Genomic DNA, 20,173 nt, shown 5'->3' with positions numbered 1-20,173 from the left:
TTTAATCTATTATTTTTGGTCTGGGATAGAGTTTTGCTCTTTTAATAATTTCAGGAACAATAAATTCCCAACCTATTGCCATAATGTGAACCCCTCTAACACCTGATATTTCTTTAACTTTCTCTATAAGCTCTACCGCTATTTCTATCCCCTCTTCCTTTTCATCTTTTGCTGCTTCCATTCTTTTTATTAGTTCATCAGGAACTTCAATTCCTGGCATTTTTTTTTCTTTCATATACTTAAGCATTTTTAAAGACTTAGGAGGAGCTATACCTGCAAGAAGAAAAACTTTTTCTAAAATACCAAGGTCTTCACACATTTTTACAAATTTTTTAAATCTTTCTAAATTGTAAACTATTTGAGTTTGGACAAATCTTGCTCCTGCTTTTATTTTCTTTGCAAGCCTTATGGGTCTAAACTCTAAAGGATCAGCAAAGGGATTTTCCACAGCTCCAATAAAAAAATAAGGTTTTTCTCCTTTCATTTCTTCTCCGTTAAAAAATCTTCCCTCAGAAAGGTTTTTAACAAGACTTATAAGCTGAACCGAATCTAAATCAAAAACCGGTTTTGCTTGAGGATGGTTCCCCAAAGTAATATAATCTCCTGTTAAACATAAAACATTTTTTATACCAAGGGCTGCCGCTCCAAGTAAATCAGATTGAATAGCTATTCTATTCCTATCTCTGCAAGTTATATGCATTACCGGTTCAATTCCTTCTTGAATTAAAAGAACTGCTGAAGCAAGGCTTGACATTTTTACGATTGCTCTCGGTGAATCTGTTATATTTACTGCATCTACAAATCCTTTTAGCCACTTTGCTTTTTCTCTAATGCGTTCAGAATCTGCACTTTTAGGAGGTTCTATCTCAGCTGTAACTGCGAATTGACCTGATTCAAGGATTTTTTGAAGATTGGTTCTTTTCTCCAATCCTTTGCCTCCCAAATTTTTGTTAAATTTTCCAATTTATTCCTATTTTTTAATCTCCTTATAATTTGTATCCACACACAAGCAAGATCTTTTCTGACTTCACATATACCATTTTTTGCTCCTCCACAGGGACCATTAAGCATATTTTTGGGACATCTTGTTATAGGGCAAAGACCTGCAGTATATCCTACTATACATTCTCCACAGGCTTTACATTTTTCAACCCAGTATCCTTCTCTTATTTTTGCTCCACAAAAAAGTGTATTAACTCCCGGATATACTTCTATTTTTGGATAAAGATCTGCTATCAAGTTAACCGCTACCCCGCAACCTAAGGTTAAAATAGCTTCAACTTTTTCTAAATCCTCTTCTATTGGCTTAAGATATTCAGGTGAACATTGTCTGACCAAAACTCTTTCTAAAATTTCTATGGATTCCCCAAGTCTTTCTCTTTCCTTTTTGATTTCTTTTGAAAGGTTTCTCAATTCTTCCTCACCACTTTCTTCACAGCCATAAGCACATTCTTTACATCCAATTATAAGTATTTTTTTATAATCCTTTATATATTCTAAGATTTCTTCAAGTGGTTTTCTTTTAACTATTATCATCTCTGAAAAATCCCAATTTATGAATAAATGGAATATACCTTCTTTCCTCAAGAGTTCTTCTCATAGCCATATCATAAAGCACCCTTGGCTTTGGTTTGTGAATACCAAGTTTTTCTCTTTTTTGGTTTATTCTATCTATTATAACACTTACAATTTCATTTTCCTTTTCTACAAAATCAAATGCTCCTCCAAAACACTTTTTCATTTCTTCAGAAAGAAACTTAGAAACCTTTTTACTTTTCATTTCAGGAAAATCTTTTCCAAAAATAACTTGCACTCCGCTTGCAGAAAAACATAATCCCATAGATATGGTTTTTTCATCTAACTGAGAACCCCATCCTGCAACTGGAAGTTCACTTATATCTTTTCCCAAATCGCCTATATTAACCATTTCCTTAAGTATAGAAAGTATTCTTGAACTTTCCATATATGAACCCATATACAAAACCGGTGGCAACCCTATTGTTTCAAGAAACTCCTTTAATCCTTCTCCTGAAATTTCAGCTGCTTCAGGAGTTAAAAGTTCAGCTATCCCTTCAACCTGACACCCTGCTGTTAAAACAAAAACATTATTTTTTATTAATTCCTTTAAAATTTCTAATTTATTTTTCATTGAGAAGTTATTTCCTAAAATCAAAACTATTCCTAAAATTTTGCCATTTATTATGTTTTCATTTAAAGGAGAAAGACTTGCTCTAAAGCTACCTCCCATAGCATACATAAGAGATTCTAAACCAAATCCTAATACTACCCCCTTTTCTTTATCAGGAATAAAAACTTCAGAAATATTTCTTTTAGAATATCTTGAAATGGCAACTTTTAGGATTTCTTTGGCACATTCTAAAGGATATTTTTTGTTAAATTCAATATGTATAGCTCCTTCTAACATAAAAAGTGGATTTGTTGTAATAACTACGGTATGAAATTTTGAAGCTTTTTGCATAAGATCTGACATTGGAAGATACATATCTACAATTACAGCTTCTATTGCTTTAGTTAACAAAAAATCTTCTCTATCTACAAGAATTCCTGCCACAGGATTAATGACTCCGACAAGATTTATTCCCTCTGCTCCATTTTCCTTTGCAAGCTCTAAAATTTCTTTATCATTACAGGCTTTTATTAAAGAATCTCTCAATATGGGATCACTTTCGCAAATAGCTATATTTATTTTATTTTTTTGAATTAATCTTTCCCCAATACCAACTAATATATTAGTTGGTTTAGGAGCCCCTGAAAGAACATCTTTAAGTTCTGTTGCTATAACTGAATTAACCCATCCATCTGCAATAGCACATTTTAAAGCACTAAAAAGTATATTTTTGTAATAATTATCTCCTTCTTTTAAAGTTTTATAGGCAAGTTCTAATAAATCCTCTTCAATATTATTGGGCATAACTTTAAATTTTTCCCACTTTTCAATTAAACTCTGTGGAGCTCTATGGATAAAGATGGGAGCTCCTTTTTGAGGTGAAAAAATTTTAAGTATTTTTTCTGAAACCATATCTAATATTTCTTTTTCTGAAAGATTAGCATCTATTCCTAAACTATAAGCTAACATTTTTAGTTTTCTTTTATCTTTTATTTCAAAAGGTATTTCTCTTTTTGCTATTTTATAGAAACTTTCTGCTAAAAGTTTTGCATAAATTAAGTTAAAAGAAGCACTTGCTAAAACTTTTTTTCCAAGATTTTTTGCCAAAATAACTCCTATATCTATACCTTCTGGTAAAGGCTGTTTTTCTTCTAAAGTTTCTTCTAAATGCTCTACCGTAAATTCTGGTTCAACCTTTATTTTTTCTATCTTTATTCCAACTTTCTCTTGGGAAATTTCCAACTCTTCATAAACCACTTTTTGCAAATTTTCGAGAATTTTTTTATTAAGTATTTTTTCTTCTAAGCTTTTAAATCCCTTTTCTAAAAGCTCTAATCCTGATTTAAGAGAATTTATCCCCGATTTTAACTTTAAAACCACTTCTTCAAATTTTTCTTTTGGTAATTCATTAGACATTTTTTTCTCCCAAAGACATCTTTGCAGCCTCAAGGGTGTTTTTCATAAGCATAGTAACTGTCATTGGCCCAACACCCCCAGGGACTGGAGTAATAGCTCCTGCTTTTTCTTTAACGCTTTCAAAATCTACATCTCCACAAAGAATAGCTTTTCCCTCTGAAGTAAATCCAATTCTATTAATGCCTACATCAATTATTGTAGCTCCTTCTTTTATCATATCTGCAGTAATAAATTTTGGTTTCCCCACCGCTACAATTAAAATATCAGCTCTTTTTGTGTGAAAAATTAAATCCCTTGTTCCTGTATGACAAACTGTTACAGTTGCATTACCTACTGGTTTTCTTTTTTGCATAAGAAGTATGGCTATAGGTTTACCAACAATGTTACTCCTTCCTATTACTACCACTTCAGCCCCTTCAACCTGACAATCTATTTTCTCAAGAATAACAAGTATCCCCTGTGGAGTGCAAGGTAAAAGTGAGGGCTCTCCTATAACCATTTTACCCAAATTAACTGGATGAAATCCATCTACATCCTTTCTTGGATCTATAGCATAAATTACTCTGTTTTCGTTTATATGCTTGGGAAGTGGAAGTTGAACCAATATTCCGTGAATTTTAGGATCTTTATTGTATTTTTCAATTAGCTTTATTAATTCTTCTTCTGAAATACCTTCAGGAAGCCTCTCTTCTACGGAATAAAATCCCAGCTCCTTAGCAGTCTTTTGTTTACTTTTAACATAAGAAATTGAAGCAGGATCTTCTCCTACAAGTATAGTAACAAGACCTGGAACAAGGTTATATTTTTCTTTTAGCTCCTCAACTTCTTTTCTAATTTTTTCTTTTATCTCTTGAGAAATAGTTTTACCATTTATGATTTTTGCTGACATTTTACTTCCTCCTAAATTTTAAAACAACCCTTTTATCTTTTCTTTTTCTACATCAACATCTATTCTTCTATAAGCTGGATCTGAACCTGTTCCAGGCATAAGTTTTATTTCTCCTGCAATTGGAACTATAAAACCAGCGCCTCTGTAAACAAAAATATCTCTAATTCTCAAATGCCATCCCTTAGGAACACCCTTTTTATTGGGATCATCAGAAAGAGAAAGATGGGTTTTTGCCATACATAAAGGAAATCTTCTTATTTCCTCATCCTTTTCTATCATTTTAAGCTTTTCTTCAGCAAGGGAAGAAAAAATAACTCCATCTGCTCCGTAAATTTTCTTTGCTATTTTTTCAATTCTTTCTTTAACTGATTCATTTAAGTTGTAAAGATATTTAAAATCTTTTTTTTCTTTACAAGCATCTATAACTGCATCTGCAAGCTCTAAAGCACCTTCTCCTCCTTTAAGCCAATGTTCAGAAACAGCAACTCTTACTTTTATACTTTCACAGAAATTTTTTACCAAATTCAGTTCTTCCTCTGTATCTGTTAAAAACTTATTGATACAAACAACAGGCACAATCCCACTTTTTTTAACTATATTTATGCAGTGCAAAAGAATTTCACATCCCTTTTCTACCCACTCAAGATTTTTTTCAAAATATTCCTTAGGTATTGCACTTCCTGGCTTGGGAATTGGTGCTCCTCCGTGATACTTAAGTGCTCTTATAGTAACAACTATTACAGCTACATCTGGAACAAGTTTGGCAATTCTACACTTTACATTCCAGAATTTTTCAAAACCTATATCTACTCCAAATCCAGATTCAGTAACCACATAATCAGCAAGTTTTAACCCTACATAATCAGCAATAATAGAAGATTGCCCAAGAGCAACATTGGCAAAAGGACCAGTATGAATTAAAACTGGTTGTCCTTCTGTGGTTTGAACAAGATTTGGCTTAAAAGCATCAATAAGCAAAGCTGTCATAGCTCCAGCTACTTCCAAATCTTCTGTAGTTATAGGATTGCCGTATTTATCAAAAGCAACAACTATTTTCCCTATTCTTTCTCTTAGATCTTTTAAATCCTTGGCAACCGCAAGGATTGCCATTACTTCTGAAGCTCCTGAAATATAAAATTTGCTTTCCATAGGATACCCATCCATTTTACCACCAAGACCAATAACAATATGCCTCAATGCCTGAGCACAAAAATCTATAGTCCATCCCATTTCAACTCTCTTAGGATCTATGTTTAGTCTTTTTAGTCCCTTTTTATTAAGAATTTCATCATCGTAATTTGCCTCATGTTGCATTCTTGCCGTAAGAGCAACCATTGCAAGATTGTGAGAATTTACCACTGCATTTATATCCCCAGTAAGTCCTAAAGAAATTTTATCAACAGGAATTACCTGAGAGGAGCCACCCCCTGTAGCACCCCCTTTAATATTAAAAGTAGGACCACTTGAAGGTTGTCTAATGGTGCCTATCACCCTTTCTTTTCTTTTACCAAGCCCTTGGACTAAACCTATTAAAGTTGTGGTTTTCCCTTCACCAAAAGGAGTAGGAGTTATTGCTGTGACATTTATATATTTCCCGTTGGAACGATTTTTAAATCTTTCCAAAACCTTTCTATATTCAATCTTTGCTATATAATGTCCATAAGGTAAAATTTCTTCCTTATTTAATCCCAGCTCCTCTACCAGTTGATAAATTGTTTTCATAAATCCCCCTTATTGCTTTAATTCCCACTGCCAGGTATCTTTTATTATTGTTTCTAAAGTGTCATATTTGGGCTCCCACTTTAAAACCTCTTTAATTTTTCTGTTATCTGCAATAAGAATTGGTGGGTCTCCTGGTCTTCTCTTTCCTTCTATTACTTTAAAATCAATCCCTGTTACCTTTTTTACCTCTGAAATGACTTCTCTTACCGAAAATCCTTTCCCATAACCACAATTGAATACCTCACTTTTCCCAGTAGATAAAAGATATTCCATAGCAAGTATGTGTGCTTCAGCTAAATCCATTACATGAATGTAGTCTCTTATGCAGGTTCCATCTGGAGTGGGATAATCTGTTCCAAAAATTTCCAGATAGGGAATTTCTCCTTTGGCAGTTTTTAATGCCCTTATTATTAAATGAGAAGGCTGTTTGTAATTAGGACCAAGTTCTCCCTCTGGATCAGCTCCTGCTACATTAAAATATCTTAAGGAAATATAATTTATTTCTTGAGCCTCTGCTAAATCCTTTAAAATCTTTTCTACCATTGCCTTTGTCTCTCCATAAGGATTTATGGGTCTAAGTTCAGCTGTTTCAGAAACAGGAACTTTCTCAGGTATTCCATAAACTGCTGCAGATGAAGAAAACAAAAAATTTTTAATACCTACCTTTTTCATAGCGGAAAGAAGTTTTATAGTATTTGCTACATTGTTTTCGTAATATAAAAGAGGCTTTTCTATACTTTCTGGAACACTAATAAAGGCTGCAAAGTGAAGCACTATATCTGGCTTTTCTTTTTTTAAAATTTCTAAAACCTTCTCTTCTTCCTTAAGATCTAACTTGTAAAGTTTTCCGTAAATTTTTGAGGTTTTTGAAGAATAAAGATTATCAATTATGCTTACTTGATAACCCTTTTTTGTTAAAAGCTTAGCCACATGAGAACCTATGTAACCAGCTCCACCTGTAAGAAGCACTTTTATTTTCATCAGCTATTTAAGTTTAATTTTATTTTACTTTTAGGCTTGATATGATACAATAAAATCTATATGGCGTCAACCAGACTTTGGGTTCACAAAGCTCCAAACCAGGAACTTTTATATGAATTTGTAACCAAAGGCTTTTTTACCCCTCTTTTAGCAAAAATTCTTATAAACAAAGGTTTTTCAGACATAAAATCAGCTTATTCTTTTTTGTATCCTCAGCTTTCTGACTTTTCAGATCCGTTTGCTATTCCTGATATGAAGCTTGCAGTTAAACGCATCGCAAGAGCCATAAAGAGAAAAGAAAAAATAGGGATTTACGGCGATTCAGATGCAGATGGAATTATAGGCTCTTTTATTCTTTACCACTTTTTAAAAGATTTCACTCCCCACATAGAGTGGTTAATACCAAGTAAAGACCTTGAAGGATACGGATTTCACGCAAAGTTTTTACCCTACTTTAAAGAAAAGGGGGTAAGTCTTATCATTACCGTTGATGTAGGAATATCTGCTTATTACACAGTAAATTCTGCCAAAGCCTTAGGTATAGATGTAATAGTCACAGATCACCACGAAATAATCAATAAACCAGAAACTATAACTATAACTGGAAAACTTACTTCTCCCTCTTCTCCCTTATATCATTTATGTGGCGCAGGGGTTGTTTTTGCTTTGATAAGGGCTTTAAGAACTTATTTACTTTCTCAAGGTTTTTTTGCACAAAAAGAACCTCCCTTTTTAAGAAAATACTTAGAACTTGTAGCACTTGCAACATTTGCCGATATGGTTCCCTTGATAGGAGAAAACCGTCTCATCACCTTTTTTGGCTTTAGAGATCTTTTAAATCCCTTTTTTCCTTCCACAAAAGTTTTACTTGAAAGTGCCGAACTGAAATATGGAATTTCTGAAGAAGACATTTCTTACAGGATTATTCCAAAAATAAACTCTGCAGGAAGAATGGGGAAACCTGAAGTAGTTTTTGAATTTCTCTTGTCTCCAGATAGACTTACTGCAGAAAAAAGACTTTCTCAAATAGATTCCCTTAATCAAGAAAGGCAGGCTCTTGAAGAAGAAATCGTAAAATCAGCCTTTTTACAGACTGATGCCTTTTCAAAGGACTCAAAGTTTTTATTTTTAACCTTTGAAAACATACCCAAGGGATTGCTTGGGCTTATTGCTAACAGATTTAAGAACCTTTACAATTTACCTGTTGTAGTTATCTCTGAAGAAAACGAAATAGCCTATGGTTCTGTAAGATCTCCTTCTGAGATAAACTTTTTAGAAGTAATCTCTCAGTGCCAAGACCTTTTAATTCAGTTTGGCGGACATAAATATGCCCTTGGATTCAAAATGGACAGAAACCTTATCCCTGATTTAAAGTTGAGGTTAGCTGAGATTCTCAAAAACTATACGGATAAAAAACCTTTAAAAAGTTTAATTTATATTGATGCTGAAACAAGTCTTAGCGAGCTTTTACACAAAGAAAACCTTTTTGCCCTTGAAAACCTTCATCCCTATGGAGAAGGGCATCTACCTCCTCTACTTCTTCTTAAAAATTTTGAGATAAAAGAGTTAAAAGTATTAAAAGATAAACACTCAAAACTGGTTTTGAAAAACGGAGATAAAGAGCTTTCTGCTATATTTTTTAACAGACTGCTTGCATCAGATGGAATAAAGCTAATTGTAGGAACTCCTTTTATAAATAGTTTTACTAAAACTTTAGAAATAAAAGTGGAAGATGCTAAATGAAATTATAAGGATAGAAAAGGAAAACCTGGAAGAAAAAATCCTTTCTCCCTTTGCAGCAAAAGCAAAATATTCTAAAGGTAGAATTCGTCCGGAAAAGGAATGTGAGATTAGAACCTGTTTTGAGAGAGATAGAGACAGAATTATCCATTCCAAAGCCTTTAGACGCCTTAAACATAAAACCCAAGTTTTTCTTGCACCAAAGGGTGATCACTATAGAACGAGACTTACCCATACCTTAGAGGTAGCTCAGATTGCAAGAACCATTGCTAAGGCTTTAAAATTAAACGAAGACCTGACAGAGGCGATTGCTCTTGGGCATGACCTCGGGCACACCCCTTTTGGACATGCAGGAGAAGAAGTGTTAAATGAACTTTTGCCCGAAGGATTTAAACATAATGAACAGAGCTTAAGAGTTGTTGATGTTTTAGAGAAAGACGGAAAAGGACTTAACTTAACCTTAGAAGTAAGAGATGGAATCCTTAACCATTCAAAGGGGAGGGGACCTATTCTCTGCGAAAAAGACAAACCTCTTACTTTGGAAGCTGAAGTGGTAAAAATTTCGGATGTAATTGCCTATGTGAATCACGATATTGACGATGCCATAAGAGCTGGCTTAATCACTATAGATGACCTTCCAGAAATTGTTAAAAAAAGGCTGGGAGTTTCTCATTCTGAAAGAATAAGCACTTTAGTAAAAAGCGTTATTCTAACTACTAAAGAAGCAAATGAAAAAACCATTCTTATGGATGATAAGTCATTGGAAGCTCTCACAATTCTAAGAGATTTTTTATTTGAAAAAATATATTTTTCTCCGGTTGTAAGAAAAGAATTTGAAAAGGCAAAAAAAATTTTGGTTTCCCTTTTTGAGTTTTACTTTAAAAATTTTGAAAAAATAGAATATTTTCAGAAAGCAAGCAAAATCTTTCCTAATACCCCAAAAGAACGAATTATTGCTGATTATATTTCTGGGATGACAGATAGATTTGCCATTTATCAGTATTTTGAATTTTTTATCCCAAAACCTCATGGAATAAACTTTGAATTTGGAGGTTTTTACTATGAAATCTAAAAATATAGGATGGTTCACCACAGGAAGGGATGAAGCAGCTATAGAGCTTTTAAAAATAGTATATTCGGAGATAAAATCGGGTTTTTTGCCTTTAAAAATAGCTTATGTTTTTATAAGTAAAGAGCCTGGAGAGGGATTTTTTTCGGATAGACTAATAGAGATGGCTCGTGGAGAAATGGGGCTTAAGGTAATTTCTTTTTCTGCTTTGAGGTTTGAACCTGAGCTTAGAAAAAAGGACAAAGAGCTTTGGCGAGAGCTTTATCATGATGAGGTTTTAAAAAGGCTTGAAGATGAAATAGATTTCGGGGTGCTTGCAGGATATATGTGGATTGTTTCTCCAAAATTTTGTAATTCTTTAAAGCTTATCAATCTTCATCCAGCTTTACCAGGAGGACCAAAAGGTTCTTGGCAGGAGGTTATGTGGCAACTCATAAGTGCAAGAGCATGTGAAACCGGAGCAATGATGCATCTTGTAACCCCTGAACTTGACGAAGGTCCAGCACTCAGCTTTTTCAGATTCTCCTTAAGAACTCCCGAATTCCTGCCTCTCTGGGAAAACACAGAAAAAAAACTTCTTAAATACCACTTATCTGGTCTCAAAAAACTTGAAGGAGAAGAAAATAAGCTTTTTAAAAAAATCAGAGAAGAAGAAGTAAAAAGAGAGTTGCCTTTAATCGTTTACACTTTAAAATATCTTGGTGAGGAAAAAATTACTTTTGACTCTGAAAATCTGCCTTTAGATTTAACTGAAGAGATAGAAATTTATTTAAAAACAAAAGGAGTCAACTAGGAAAATAGGGTAGAAAAATGTTAAACATGGCAAACACCTTCCACCGAAATATGCTTTATTCCTCTTGTAGAAGGAGCAACCAATTCAGGTTTAAAAGTTTCTCCTTTTCTCAACATTGCAAAAATTACTCTTATCAGCTTGTTTGCAAGAAAGTCCATAGCCTTTACTTTCCTTCCAAAAGCCTTTTTCTTTCTTCTCCAATACTCCCCAAAAACTTTGTTCCAATTCTTAACTCAATAAGCCATCTGGTAAATAATATCCCTCAAATAAGGACTGCCTCTCTTAGATATTCCTTTTCGGCTCTCCCATTTTCCAGATTGTTTTATTACTGGGTCAAGCCCAGCATACTTTATAAGCTTGGAAGCCTTGCTAAACTTTTTAATATCTCCAATCTCAGCCAAAAATCTGTTAGCAAGATTTTTAGAAATTCCTTTTATAGAACTGATAAGTTCTCTTTCTTTAGGAGACCAATTTTTGAGAGTTTCATCAAGGAAAGCTTCAAGCTCGGCTATTTCTTCCTGAAGAAAGAAATATTTTTTAATGTGAACTTTAAGAGTAGTCTCATAACCTTTATGAGGGATGCCGATAGAGTTTTTGGCAAGGGTTTTAAGAGTTTCTGGAGTAATGGAAGGTTTTCTACCTTTTTCAGAAGTCTCAAGAAGGAAATGATGTATTCTTTTAAGAGGTGCTTTTGCGATATCCTTAGCAGAGGGGAGGTAAAAAAGCATAGTAAGGATAGCTTTAGAGAAGATTTCAACATTTTTCTCAAGTTCTGGGAAAAGGACGGAGAGGCAGGCTTTGATTTGAGTTTTGGTTTTAGCAAGGTCTTTGGTGAGTTTTTGGAGGGTTCTTGCAATGATTTTAGCATCATCTGGGATGGGAGAAGGTTTAAGGAGTTCTGGGTTTTTGAGGGCAAAGAGAGCAAGGAGAAAGGCATCTTTGGGATCAGTTTTAGAAGGAGAAGTAGCCTGATGATATTTAGCAAACTGATAGATGAATTTTGGGTTAACAATGAAGGGTTGGAAGTTTTCGGAGATGAGAAAGGAAGCAAGAGGGATGTGGTATCTGTTGGAAGATTCCATAATAATAGTTACGGGGTTAAGAGTTTGAAGGGTGGAAAGAAAATCTTGAAAGCCTTCAAGGGAGTATGGGAAGGTTCTTCGGCTGATAATTTGAGCTTTTTGGTTGATGATACAGGTTGTGAATTGATTTTTAGAGACATCAATACCGATGTAATACATAGGCTACCTCCTTGTTATAGGAGTTTTAGTGAAATAGTCCCTCACTCCATCCTCCCGTGTGGCAAGGGCTTTAGAGCCCAACCAACTTATTCGGAGTGGAGGGACAGAGGGACAGACTCCTTTACGGGCTTGATAGCCCAGAAAAAATGGAGTTCTTGTCCCTCGCCTTTTAAAATTTTGAAACTTAACCATGGTTATATTATAAACTAATTTACTGCAGGGGGCTAAAAATGAAAAAGTTTTTACTAATTATTTTTATGATAGTGCTTGCAGGATGTGTAGCCTCACAGGACGAAATACAAACTTTAAAAATAAAGGTTATAAACCTTGAAACCACTTTAGCCAAACAACAACAGGATTACGAAACTCTTAAAGAAAGAATTGATGCCTTAAATCAGAAAGTAACCACTTTAGAAAATAAACTTTCAAAAGATTTTATGGTAGAAATAAAAACTCAAGTTCTCTCAGATTTAGAAGATATTAAGACTGAACAGGCACATCTTTCTTCTCAATTAGAGGATCTCAAGGCTTCACAAGAAGAAGGAAAAAAAGAATTTTCTACCAAATTTGAAAACTTATCTACCCAGGTTCAGGCTTTGGAGCTAAGAGTTAAAGAGCTTGAGAAAAAATTAGAATTGCCAATGGCTCCTGCACCTGCCAATGCTACAACAACTGCCAATGCTACAACAACCACCAATGCTACCGTAACTGCTAATGCTACCTTAACCCAACCACCAAAACCTGAAGAAGAAAAACCTTTAAATGAAGCTGAACTTTATGAGAAAGCATACTCCTATTATCAAAAAGGAGATTTTAAAAACGCAAGAAAACTTTTTGAAGAATACATTGAAAGATTTCCTAAGGGAAAATGGATAGGGCAGGCTTATTTCTGGCTTGGAGAAAGCTATTTTAAAGAAAAGAAATACGAAGATGCAATTTTGAATTATCAAAAGCTAATTGAACTTCCTGGTTGGCATCCTTTAAAACCAACTGCTATGTTTAATCAAGCACAAGCTTTTAAGGCTCTCGGAGATGTAGAAGCTTACAAAATACTACTAAAAAAGATTATTACTCAATACCCAAACAGTAAAGAGGCTCAAACAGCAAAAAAACTATTAAAACATCTTTAATTTTTTGTCTCTTTCATTCTATACGGATTTATAGTAAGAACAGGAATAGGAGAATACTTTACTACACCTTCTGCCACACTTCCAAAAATTATTTTATCAAGCCCTTTTCTTCCGTGAGTTCCCATTATAATAAGATCTGCTTTGTTTTCTTTAGCAACCTCTATTATCTTTTCCACTACTTTTCCCTTAGTTATAACAGATTTTACCTGAGGAAAATCAGAAAAGTGCTTACTTAAAAAGCTTTGCATGTATTTCCTTGCTCCCTCTAAAAGGGTTTTTTCAAGTTCCTGAAGTGTTTTAGCATCTGTAGCTACATCAAAGGCTGATATATCTTCAATCACATTGATAAGAACTATCTTTGCGCCAAGCTTTTTTGCTAGTGCCTTCCCCCATTCTGCAATTACTGAAGATACCTCAGAAAAATCTACAGGTATGGCAATGGTTTTTATTTCAACCATCTTTTTACCTCAAGTTGGTTTTTATTATCTTTCATCTTATACATTCTCTCATCTGCCATTTTCAATGCCTCCTCCAGATTTACAGTCTCTTTTGGTATAACAACTATTCCATAACTTAACGATAGATTGTACTCCTTAAATATTTTTTCTATTTGATTTTTTATAAACTTTAATTTCTCTTCTATGGCTTCTTTATTCCCTGTGTTTACAATCAAAATAAACTCATCTCCTCCAAACCTTCCAAAGATATCCGAGGAACGAAAGTTATTTTTAAAAATCTTTGATACCTCAGATAAAATCTCATCTCCTTTTACATGCCCGTAGGTATCATTTATTTTTTTAAAATCATCCAGGTCTATAAAAATAAGACACATCTCCTTTTCTTTTTCTCTTTTTATCTTCTCCAGTTCCTGCTCCAAATAGGTAAGAACAAAGCTTCTATTGTAAACCTTAGTTAAGGGATCAAAAATTGCCTTTTCTTTCAAGGATTCTAATAGCTCCATCAAAAAGTGTGAATAAAAATAGGCTAAAAATGTTACACCCAAGTAAGCGCAAAGAGCTATAAATATGGTCTCAAAGGAGTAAGCAAACTTTATCAGCCCAAATCTTGAAGCTACATAAGAAATAAGGACAGCTAAAACAAAAAAGATATTCCATTTTAAAGCTGAACTTTTTTCTCTTAAAAAGTAGGTTAGAGGAGGAATTACATATATCCAGAAGATTCCTTGATTTTTATACCCTCCTGTAATTACAGTTATTAAAATCAATCCTATTATAATAATTAGCATAACCCTTGAAGCAATGTTATAATTAGAAGTTTTTTTATAAACAATTATATTTATTATACCAACTACCGCCGAAAATAATTCCAGTATCCCAAGAAGTTGCTTATCGTAAAGCAAGTTTAAAATCCCAAATAGAGAAATAAAAGGAATTCCTACAACTGTAAACAGTTCCAGGATTCTTTTTTGACGCTCTTTGAAAGCTTCTAACACTTTAATTTCCTTTTTATTATAAAAACTTTTTAATTCTAATAATTTTTGCTTTTTACACTTTTATTTTATATTGTCAAGAGATTCTTCTTCTAATGTCAATCACCCAGAGTTTTAGTGTTCAAAATTTAACCCTGCGAAGAACTTAAAAATTATCTTTAAAAGTAAGAAAATAGATAGAGCTGTTGATTTTTTGTATTTTTCGTCTATTTTTATAGGTTTATGAAAGCCCTTCTCATTATTGATATGCTAAACGATTTCGTTAAACCTGAAGGTGCTCTTTATTGTGGCAAAACTGCTGAAGAAATTATTCCAGAAATAGCAAAACTCAAAAAGGAATTTAAAGAGGCTGGTTATCCAGTAATTTATCTCTGTGATGCCCACAGTCCTGAAGATGAAGAGTTTTCAGCTTTCCCTCCTCATTGCATAAGAGGTACTAAGGGAGCTCAGGTAGTTGACGAGCTTTCTCCAGACTCAACAGACCTCGTAATTTACAAAACCCGTTTTTCCGGATTTTATAAAACCGATCTTGAAGCCATCTTAAGAAGTCTTGGCATAAAGGAGTTATATTTAACAGGGATTTGCACAAGTATTTGCGTAATGGATACTGCTGCTGATGCCTTTTACAGGGGTTTTAAGATCAAAATCCCTGTTAAGGCTGTGGCAGACTTTAACGAAGAGTTTCACAACTTTGCCTTGAAGCGTTTAGAAAAAGTTTACAAGGCTGAACTGATTTAGGTCTCATGATTTTCAATTCTTCTGTAGGACTATTTCTGGATCTCTATGAACTCACCATGGCTCAGGTTTACTATGAAAAAGAACTTTTTGGCAAAGCTGTCTTTAGCCTTTTTATAAGAAATCGTCCTAAAAATAGACCTTTTTTCCTTTTTGCAGGACTTGATCCCTTTTTAAAACTTCTTAAAAATTTTAAGTTTGAAGATGAGGATCTTGAATATCTTGAAAGCCTAAAAATCTTCAAACCATCCTTTCTTGATTACTTAAAAACCTTTTCTTTCAAAGGCTTTATAAGAGCACTCCCTGAGGGAACTATATTTTTTGAGAATGAGCCTGTTTGTGAGGTTGAAAGTGACCTTATTTCAGCTCAGATCATAGAAACTCTTGCTATAAACACTCTTCACATAGAAACCCTTATAGCCACAAAGGCTTTGTTATGTGTGCTTTCTGCTAAAGGTATTCCTCTTTTTGACTTTTCTGCAAGAAGAACTCACGGAATTGATAGCAGTCTTCATGTAGCAAGGGCTTCCTATATTGCTGGCTTTTCTGGAACAAGTAATGTGCTTGCCGGAAAGCTCTGGGGTATCCCTGTAGTGGGAACTATGGCTCACTCTTTTGTTGAGGTCTTTCCATCTGAAGAAGAGGCTTTCAAAGCCTTTGCCAAAACCTATAAAGACAGAACCATCCTTCTTATTGATACTTACGATACAATAAAAGCTGCAAAAAAGATAGTTTCTCTTAAAGACTTTTTCAAAGAAAATAATATTTCTATTAAAGGCGTAAGAATTGATAGCGGATCTCTTTCCTATCTTTCTAAAAAGGTAAGAAAAATTCTTGATAAAGGAAGCTTAAAAGATGTTCAAATCTTTTTAAGCGGTAGTTTAGATGAAAAAGAAATTAAAAAACTTTTAAAGAAAAAAACGCCTGTTTCTGGTTTTGGAGTGGGAACAAAAATGGGGGTTTCTGAAGATGCTCCCTATTTTGAAATGGGATATAAACTCGTTGAATACGAAGGAAAACCAAGATTTAAACTTTCTCCAAAGAAAGAACTTCTCCCTGGTGCAAAAAGTATTTACAGAGTTTGGGACGAAAATGATAAATTCCTCTTTGACTTAATTGCTTTAAAAGAAGAAGATGTTAATCTTTCCTCTTATCCCAAAAGTGCTAATCTTCTAATTCCTGTTTATGAAGAAGATAAAATACTTTATCATGAGTCTTTAGAAATCATAAGAGAACGCGTAAAATGCGAATTAAAAAGGAACTATAAAAAACGAATTAAATTTTCTAAAAATCTTAAAGCCCTTTTCAGAAGGCTTAAAAAAGAGTTCTCTTGACTTTTAGTCCATTTCTTTTACATTGAATAATGTTATTTCAATTAAAAATTTTGGTAGGGGGAGGCATATGAAAAAAATTCTAATAATTGTTTTATCAAGTCTTTTAGTATTTTCTGTAGCTTTTGCACAGGAAAAAACAGCACAGGAAAATACAAAGGTTGAGGTAGTTACTCCTAAGGCTGAAGAGGTAAAAACTACAGAAAAAAAGGATTTAATTTATTTTCCAGTTCCTTTGGTTCCTGTTTTAAAAGACTTGGAATATCAGGCAGAAAAAAGTGCCCTTTTAAAAACAGATAAAGTCCTCACCGGTATGCTTGTTTTTAGAGGAAATTATAGTCCAAAATCCTTGGTAGAATTTTATAGGGTTCAGATGGCAAATCAGGGGTGGGAAGAAATGGGAGCCTTTTCTTCAAAAGTTATTTTTATAGCCTACAAAAGACCTGAAGGCACAGCCTTTATAAGCATTTCTCAGGGCTGGTATTATACTGAGCTAAGAATAGTTGTAATGTTAACCCAGGTAAAAAAATAAAATTTTTATGGAATTTTCAAGCCCTCTTAAAAATAAAAATATCCTTATAGGTGTTTGTGGTGGCATTGCCATTTATAAGGTCTGTGAGCTTATAAGAAAACTAAAACACGAGGGAGCAAATGTTAAGGTTGTTTTAACAACTGGAGCAGAAAAATTTATAAATCCTCTTCTTTTTGCAAGTTTAAGTGAAAATAAAGCCTTTACAAATGAAGATTTTTTTAAAGCTGAAGGTAATATTCTTCATATTGAGCTTGGAAGGTTTCCTGATCTGGTTTTAATTCTTCCTGCAACAGCATCTTTCATTTCCAAACTTGCAACAGGCTTTGCAAGCGAGCTTTTGCTTGCAACCTTATTATCAACCAGAGCTCCTGTTTACATTTTTCCTTCCATGAATACAGCTATGTGGGAACATCCTGCAACTAAGGAAAATATAGAAAAGCTTAAAAGGTATGGATATTTTGTATACGAGCCTTCTGAAGGGGCTCTTGCCTGTGGAGAAACTGGCAAGGGAAGACTTCCAGAAGTAGAAGAGATCTTTGAGGTGGTAAAAGCCCACTTTGTGAAAAAAAATCTTTTGGGAAAAAAGGTTCTTATAACTGGTGGACCAACAAGAGAATATATAGATGAAGTAAGATTTATTACTAATGCCTCATCAGGAAAAACGGCTCTTTTTCTTGCTAAAGAAGCTTATTACAGAGGGGCTGAAGTTCACTTAGTCTGGGGATTAGATACCTTCCAAGAGGTTTTCCCAAAACTTTACTATTTTTCTGAAATCCCCTTTCCAAAGATTTATTTTGTAAAAACAACAAAGGAGATGTTTGAAGTTGCAAAAAAGATTTTTCCTCAATGCGAAATTTCCATCTTTGCAGGAGCTCCCTGTGATTTCAGACCAAAAACCCCTTTTAAAGGTAAAATAAAGAAAAAAGAACCTCTAACTATAGAATTGGAATTAACGGAAGATATAGCTAAAACTTTGAGTGCTTCTAAAACAGAAAAGCAGATTACCATTGGTTTTGCCTTAGAAGAAAAAAACAAACTTTTAAACTATGCTAAAAAAAAGAAAGAAGAAAAAGCCTTTGACTATTTGGTTGCTAATCCCTTGGGCTCTGCAGGAAGCGATACTGCTGATTATGTAATATTTACTCCTGAAAAAAAGCTTGAATTTAAGAATTTACCTAAATCTCAGCTTGCAGGAATTCTTTTTAATCTTATAGGTTCATAAAGGCAAAGTGGCTCCTCCTCTAAGTAGTCTCCTGTTGCATAATAAGCCCTTGCTCTACAACCTCCACATACTCTTATGTATTCACATTTGCCACATTTTCCCTTATATTTTGAAAAGTCTCTAAGATTTTTAAATACCTCTGAATTTTCCCAGACTTCTTTAAAGGACTGTTTCCTTAAGTCTCCGCAAGGGATTTCCAAATACCCGCAGGGCTGAACCACCCCTCTGTGAGATATAAAGCAAAAACCCGTTCCTGCAAGACAACCTCTGGTGACTGCGTCAAGTCCAAAGGTTTCAAAGGTTACTTTTATCCCTTCAGCTTTTGCCCTTTCTCTCAAGATTCTATAATAAGTTGGTGCACAGGTTGCCTTAAGCTGAAGATTAGATTTTCCTCTTTGTTCATAAAACCATTTAAGAATTCTTTCATACTCTTCCGGAGTTAGAGCTTCTCTGCTAATTTCCTTTCCTCTTCCAACTGGAACAAGAACAAAAATGTGATGGGCAACTGCACCTAATTTAATAGCAAGTTCATGTATTTTAGGAAGCTCATCTTTGTTTATTCCTGAAATCGTTGTATTAATCTGAAAGGGAATGCCTGCTTTTTTAAGCTCAGATATCCCCTTCATTGCCCCTTCAAAGGCTCCTGGCATTTTTCTAAAATCATCGTGCGTTTTTGCTTCTCCCCCATCAAGACTTATGCTTACCCTTGCAATTCCTGATTTTTTGATTTTTTCAGCTACCTTTTCATCAATAAGAGTCCCATTTGTTGCAAGAACAGGTTTTAACCCAAATTCTATGCACTTTTCAGCTATATTAAATATATCCTCTCTTAAAAGCGGTTCTCCTCCTGTAAGAATTATAATAGGTTGGGAAATCTCTCTTATTTCTTTGAGAATTCTATATACTTCCTCAGTGGTAAGTTCCCCTTCGTATGGTCCTTTTGAGGCTGCAGCTCTACAGTGAATACAATCAAGATTACAGCTCCTTGTCACTTCAAAGGCTATAAGTCTTGGTAAAAAGCTTTTTTCTTCAGACTTCATTTTTCTTTACTCCATTTCTTAAAGTGCCTATTCCTTCAATGAAGACCTCAACTATGTCTCCTTCTTTTAAAACCCCCACTCCAGGAGGGGTTCCAGTAGCTATTATGTCTCCTGGAAAAAGAGTCATTATATTTGAAATAAAACTAACAAGCTCAAACACATTAAAGATTAACTCCTTGGTTGAGCTTTTCTGTCTTATTTCTCCATTTACCCTTGTTTCTATATGTAAATTTCCTGGATCAAGCTCAGTTTCTATAAAAGGACCTAAGGGCGCGAAGGTATTAAAACTTTTGCTCCTTGTCCACTGCCCATCTTTTCTTTGTAAATCCCTTGCGGTAACATCGTTAAAACAGGTGTAACCCAAAATTGCAGACTCAACCTCTTTAAAATTTTTTGGACGGTAAATTTCCTTTCCTATAACTACTGCCAATTCTCCTTCGTAATGCACCTCTTTACTTTCAGGAGGAAGGACAATATCTTCCTCTGGACCAATTACTGCGGTAGGAGGTTTCAAAAATATGATGGGTTCATCTGGTATTTTCATCCCGAGCTCTTTTGCATGATCTCTATAATTAAGCCCTACTGCAACAATTTTTGAAGGAATAACAGGGGAAAGAATTTTAACCTCTTTTAATAAATATTCTTCTCCAGTCTCTATCAAAGAAAAGGGACTTTCTATTTTAAAAACCTTTTCTCCTTTTACTATTCCAAAAAAAGGCTTATTCTCATAAAAAAATCTTCCAATTTTCATAAA

Annotated in this window: 21 protein-coding genes; 8 read left to right on the top strand and 13 right to left on the bottom strand. The window is 34.1% G+C overall.

Annotation, left to right across the window (positions count from 1 at the left end; translation table 11 throughout):
* Position 1: 1 nt before the first annotated feature.
* From ACLGLP_RS02590 to galE, 6 genes are read right to left on the bottom strand one after another with little or no spacing between them, the layout of a single operon-like run.
* Positions 2-928 (bottom strand): methylenetetrahydrofolate reductase, encoded by a 927-nt coding sequence (locus ACLGLP_RS02590; protein ID WP_492113380.1) that lies wholly within the window; start codon positions 926-928, stop codon positions 2-4.
* Positions 862-1,536 (bottom strand): methylenetetrahydrofolate reductase C-terminal domain-containing protein, encoded by a 675-nt coding sequence (locus ACLGLP_RS02585; protein ID WP_492113379.1) that lies wholly within the window; start codon positions 1,534-1,536, stop codon positions 862-864. Before ACLGLP_RS02585 ends, ACLGLP_RS02590 begins: the two co-directional genes overlap by 67 nt.
* On the bottom strand, positions 1,523-3,544 hold the full coding sequence (locus tag ACLGLP_RS02580) for an anaerobic carbon-monoxide dehydrogenase catalytic subunit (RefSeq protein ID WP_492113378.1): 2,022 nt from the start codon (positions 3,542-3,544) through the stop codon (positions 1,523-1,525). The genes ACLGLP_RS02585 and ACLGLP_RS02580 overlap by 14 nt, the downstream gene beginning before the upstream one ends.
* Positions 3,537-4,433 (bottom strand): bifunctional methylenetetrahydrofolate dehydrogenase/methenyltetrahydrofolate cyclohydrolase FolD, encoded by an 897-nt coding sequence (folD, locus tag ACLGLP_RS02575; RefSeq protein ID WP_492113377.1) that lies wholly within the window; start codon positions 4,431-4,433, stop codon positions 3,537-3,539. The genes ACLGLP_RS02580 and folD overlap by 8 nt, the downstream gene beginning before the upstream one ends.
* An 18-nt stretch (positions 4,434-4,451) precedes the next feature.
* On the bottom strand, positions 4,452-6,155 hold the full coding sequence (locus ACLGLP_RS02570) for a formate--tetrahydrofolate ligase (RefSeq protein WP_492113376.1): 1,704 nt from the start codon (positions 6,153-6,155) through the stop codon (positions 4,452-4,454).
* 9 nt (positions 6,156-6,164) lie between these two features.
* Positions 6,165-7,136: a UDP-glucose 4-epimerase GalE gene (gene galE, locus ACLGLP_RS02565; protein ID WP_492113375.1), complete on the bottom strand. Its 972-nt coding sequence runs from the start codon at positions 7,134-7,136 to the stop codon at positions 6,165-6,167.
* Positions 7,137-7,196: 60 nt separating this feature from the next.
* Here galE and recJ point away from each other — a divergent pair, with 60 nt between their 5' ends.
* Genes recJ through ACLGLP_RS02550 form a run of 3 tightly spaced genes read left to right on the top strand, consistent with a single transcriptional unit; the run spans position 7,197 to position 10,738 of the window.
* Positions 7,197-8,879, top strand: coding sequence for a single-stranded-DNA-specific exonuclease RecJ (gene recJ, locus ACLGLP_RS02560; RefSeq protein WP_492113374.1), 1,683 nt, complete (start codon positions 7,197-7,199; stop codon positions 8,877-8,879).
* On the top strand, positions 8,869-9,948 hold the full coding sequence (locus ACLGLP_RS02555) for a deoxyguanosinetriphosphate triphosphohydrolase (protein ID WP_492113373.1): 1,080 nt from the start codon (positions 8,869-8,871) through the stop codon (positions 9,946-9,948). Before recJ ends, ACLGLP_RS02555 begins: the two co-directional genes overlap by 11 nt.
* A complete protein-coding gene (locus tag ACLGLP_RS02550; protein ID WP_492113372.1) occupies positions 9,938-10,738 on the top strand; it encodes a formyltransferase family protein in 801 nt (266 codons plus the stop codon). The genes ACLGLP_RS02555 and ACLGLP_RS02550 overlap by 11 nt, the downstream gene beginning before the upstream one ends.
* A 20-nt stretch (positions 10,739-10,758) precedes the next feature.
* On the opposite strand, the gene ACLGLP_RS02545 is transcribed toward ACLGLP_RS02550, so the two are convergent.
* From ACLGLP_RS02545 to ACLGLP_RS02535, 3 genes are all read right to left on the bottom strand, one after another.
* Positions 10,759-10,896 (bottom strand): hypothetical protein, encoded by a 138-nt coding sequence (locus tag ACLGLP_RS02545; RefSeq protein ID WP_492113371.1) that lies wholly within the window; start codon positions 10,894-10,896, stop codon positions 10,759-10,761.
* 75 nt (positions 10,897-10,971) lie between these two features.
* Positions 10,972-11,979 (bottom strand): IS110 family RNA-guided transposase, encoded by a 1,008-nt coding sequence (locus ACLGLP_RS02540; protein WP_492113370.1) that lies wholly within the window; start codon positions 11,977-11,979, stop codon positions 10,972-10,974.
* A 3-nt stretch (positions 11,980-11,982) separates the two neighbouring features.
* Positions 11,983-12,171 (bottom strand): hypothetical protein, encoded by a 189-nt coding sequence (locus tag ACLGLP_RS02535; RefSeq protein ID WP_492113369.1) that lies wholly within the window; start codon positions 12,169-12,171, stop codon positions 11,983-11,985.
* 38 nt (positions 12,172-12,209) lie between these two features.
* Between ACLGLP_RS02535 and ybgF the strand changes: the two genes are divergently transcribed.
* Positions 12,210-13,109, top strand: a complete 900-nt coding sequence (gene ybgF, locus ACLGLP_RS02530) for a tol-pal system protein YbgF (RefSeq protein WP_492113368.1) — start codon at positions 12,210-12,212, stop codon at positions 13,107-13,109.
* On the opposite strand, the gene ACLGLP_RS02525 is transcribed toward ybgF, so the two are convergent.
* A complete protein-coding gene (locus ACLGLP_RS02525; RefSeq protein ID WP_492113367.1) occupies positions 13,106-13,567 on the bottom strand; it encodes a universal stress protein in 462 nt (153 codons plus the stop codon). The genes ybgF and ACLGLP_RS02525 overlap by 4 nt on opposite strands.
* A complete protein-coding gene (locus tag ACLGLP_RS02520) occupies positions 13,555-14,562 on the bottom strand; it encodes a GGDEF domain-containing protein (RefSeq protein ID WP_492113366.1) in 1,008 nt (335 codons plus the stop codon). Before ACLGLP_RS02520 ends, ACLGLP_RS02525 begins: the two co-directional genes overlap by 13 nt.
* A gap of 219 nt (positions 14,563-14,781) precedes the next feature.
* Here ACLGLP_RS02520 and ACLGLP_RS02515 point away from each other — a divergent pair, with 219 nt between their 5' ends.
* The 4 genes from ACLGLP_RS02515 to coaBC all read left to right on the top strand — a co-directional run bounded on the left by ACLGLP_RS02515 (position 14,782) and on the right by coaBC (position 18,379).
* Complete coding sequence (locus ACLGLP_RS02515; protein WP_492113365.1) at positions 14,782-15,297, top strand: cysteine hydrolase family protein; 516 nt, start codon at positions 14,782-14,784, stop codon at positions 15,295-15,297.
* Between the two features lie 5 nt (positions 15,298-15,302).
* On the top strand, positions 15,303-16,628 hold the full coding sequence (locus ACLGLP_RS02510) for a nicotinate phosphoribosyltransferase (protein ID WP_492113364.1): 1,326 nt from the start codon (positions 15,303-15,305) through the stop codon (positions 16,626-16,628).
* Between the two features lie 67 nt (positions 16,629-16,695).
* Positions 16,696-17,157 (top strand): hypothetical protein, encoded by a 462-nt coding sequence (locus ACLGLP_RS02505; protein WP_492113363.1) that lies wholly within the window; start codon positions 16,696-16,698, stop codon positions 17,155-17,157.
* 7 nt (positions 17,158-17,164) lie between these two features.
* Complete coding sequence (gene coaBC, locus ACLGLP_RS02500) at positions 17,165-18,379, top strand: bifunctional phosphopantothenoylcysteine decarboxylase/phosphopantothenate--cysteine ligase CoaBC (RefSeq protein WP_492113362.1); 1,215 nt, start codon at positions 17,165-17,167, stop codon at positions 18,377-18,379.
* On the opposite strand, the gene ahbD is transcribed toward coaBC, so the two are convergent.
* Together ahbD and ACLGLP_RS02490 are read right to left on the bottom strand one after the other, a co-directional pair.
* Positions 18,340-19,419: a heme b synthase gene (ahbD, locus tag ACLGLP_RS02495; RefSeq protein ID WP_492113361.1), complete on the bottom strand. Its 1,080-nt coding sequence runs from the start codon at positions 19,417-19,419 to the stop codon at positions 18,340-18,342. The genes coaBC and ahbD overlap by 40 nt on opposite strands.
* Entirely contained in the window at positions 19,409-20,170 is a 762-nt protein-coding gene (locus ACLGLP_RS02490) for a fumarylacetoacetate hydrolase family protein (RefSeq protein WP_492113360.1), read from the bottom strand. Before ACLGLP_RS02490 ends, ahbD begins: the two co-directional genes overlap by 11 nt.
* Between the last annotated feature and the right edge of the window lie 3 nt (positions 20,171-20,173).

This window comes from Caldimicrobium sp. SLHALR3 (assembly GCF_058692735.1).
The sequence above is the reverse complement of the archived record's forward strand: the minus strand, read 5'-3'. Positions and strand labels throughout refer to the sequence as shown.

Coding starts and splice junctions, on each gene's coding strand:
- coaBC (WP_492113362.1), top strand. CDS start 17,165: ATGGAATTTTCAAGCCCTCTTAAAAATAAAAATATCCTTATAGGTGTT.
- folD (WP_492113377.1), bottom strand. CDS start 4,433: ATGTCAGCAAAAATCATAAATGGTAAAACTATTTCTCAAGAGATAAAA.
- ahbD (WP_492113361.1), bottom strand. CDS start 19,419: ATGAAGTCTGAAGAAAAAAGCTTTTTACCAAGACTTATAGCCTTTGAA.
- ACLGLP_RS02550 (WP_492113372.1), top strand. CDS start 9,938: ATGAAATCTAAAAATATAGGATGGTTCACCACAGGAAGGGATGAAGCA.
- ybgF (WP_492113368.1), top strand. CDS start 12,210: ATGAAAAAGTTTTTACTAATTATTTTTATGATAGTGCTTGCAGGATGT.
- galE (WP_492113375.1), bottom strand. CDS start 7,136: ATGAAAATAAAAGTGCTTCTTACAGGTGGAGCTGGTTACATAGGTTCT.
- ACLGLP_RS02580 (WP_492113378.1), bottom strand. CDS start 3,544: ATGTCTAATGAATTACCAAAAGAAAAATTTGAAGAAGTGGTTTTAAAG.
- ACLGLP_RS02510 (WP_492113364.1), top strand. CDS start 15,303: ATGATTTTCAATTCTTCTGTAGGACTATTTCTGGATCTCTATGAACTC.
- ACLGLP_RS02535 (WP_492113369.1), bottom strand. CDS start 12,171: ATGGTTAAGTTTCAAAATTTTAAAAGGCGAGGGACAAGAACTCCATTT.
- ACLGLP_RS02525 (WP_492113367.1), bottom strand. CDS start 13,567: ATGGTTGAAATAAAAACCATTGCCATACCTGTAGATTTTTCTGAGGTA.
- ACLGLP_RS02515 (WP_492113365.1), top strand. CDS start 14,782: ATGAAAGCCCTTCTCATTATTGATATGCTAAACGATTTCGTTAAACCT.
- ACLGLP_RS02545 (WP_492113371.1), bottom strand. CDS start 10,896: ATGGACTTTCTTGCAAACAAGCTGATAAGAGTAATTTTTGCAATGTTG.
- ACLGLP_RS02585 (WP_492113379.1), bottom strand. CDS start 1,536: ATGATAATAGTTAAAAGAAAACCACTTGAAGAAATCTTAGAATATATA.
- ACLGLP_RS02570 (WP_492113376.1), bottom strand. CDS start 6,155: ATGAAAACAATTTATCAACTGGTAGAGGAGCTGGGATTAAATAAGGAA.
- ACLGLP_RS02505 (WP_492113363.1), top strand. CDS start 16,696: ATGAAAAAAATTCTAATAATTGTTTTATCAAGTCTTTTAGTATTTTCT.
- ACLGLP_RS02490 (WP_492113360.1), bottom strand. CDS start 20,170: ATGAAAATTGGAAGATTTTTTTATGAGAATAAGCCTTTTTTTGGAATA.
- ACLGLP_RS02555 (WP_492113373.1), top strand. CDS start 8,869: ATGCTAAATGAAATTATAAGGATAGAAAAGGAAAACCTGGAAGAAAAA.
- recJ (WP_492113374.1), top strand. CDS start 7,197: ATGGCGTCAACCAGACTTTGGGTTCACAAAGCTCCAAACCAGGAACTT.
- ACLGLP_RS02540 (WP_492113370.1), bottom strand. CDS start 11,979: ATGTATTACATCGGTATTGATGTCTCTAAAAATCAATTCACAACCTGT.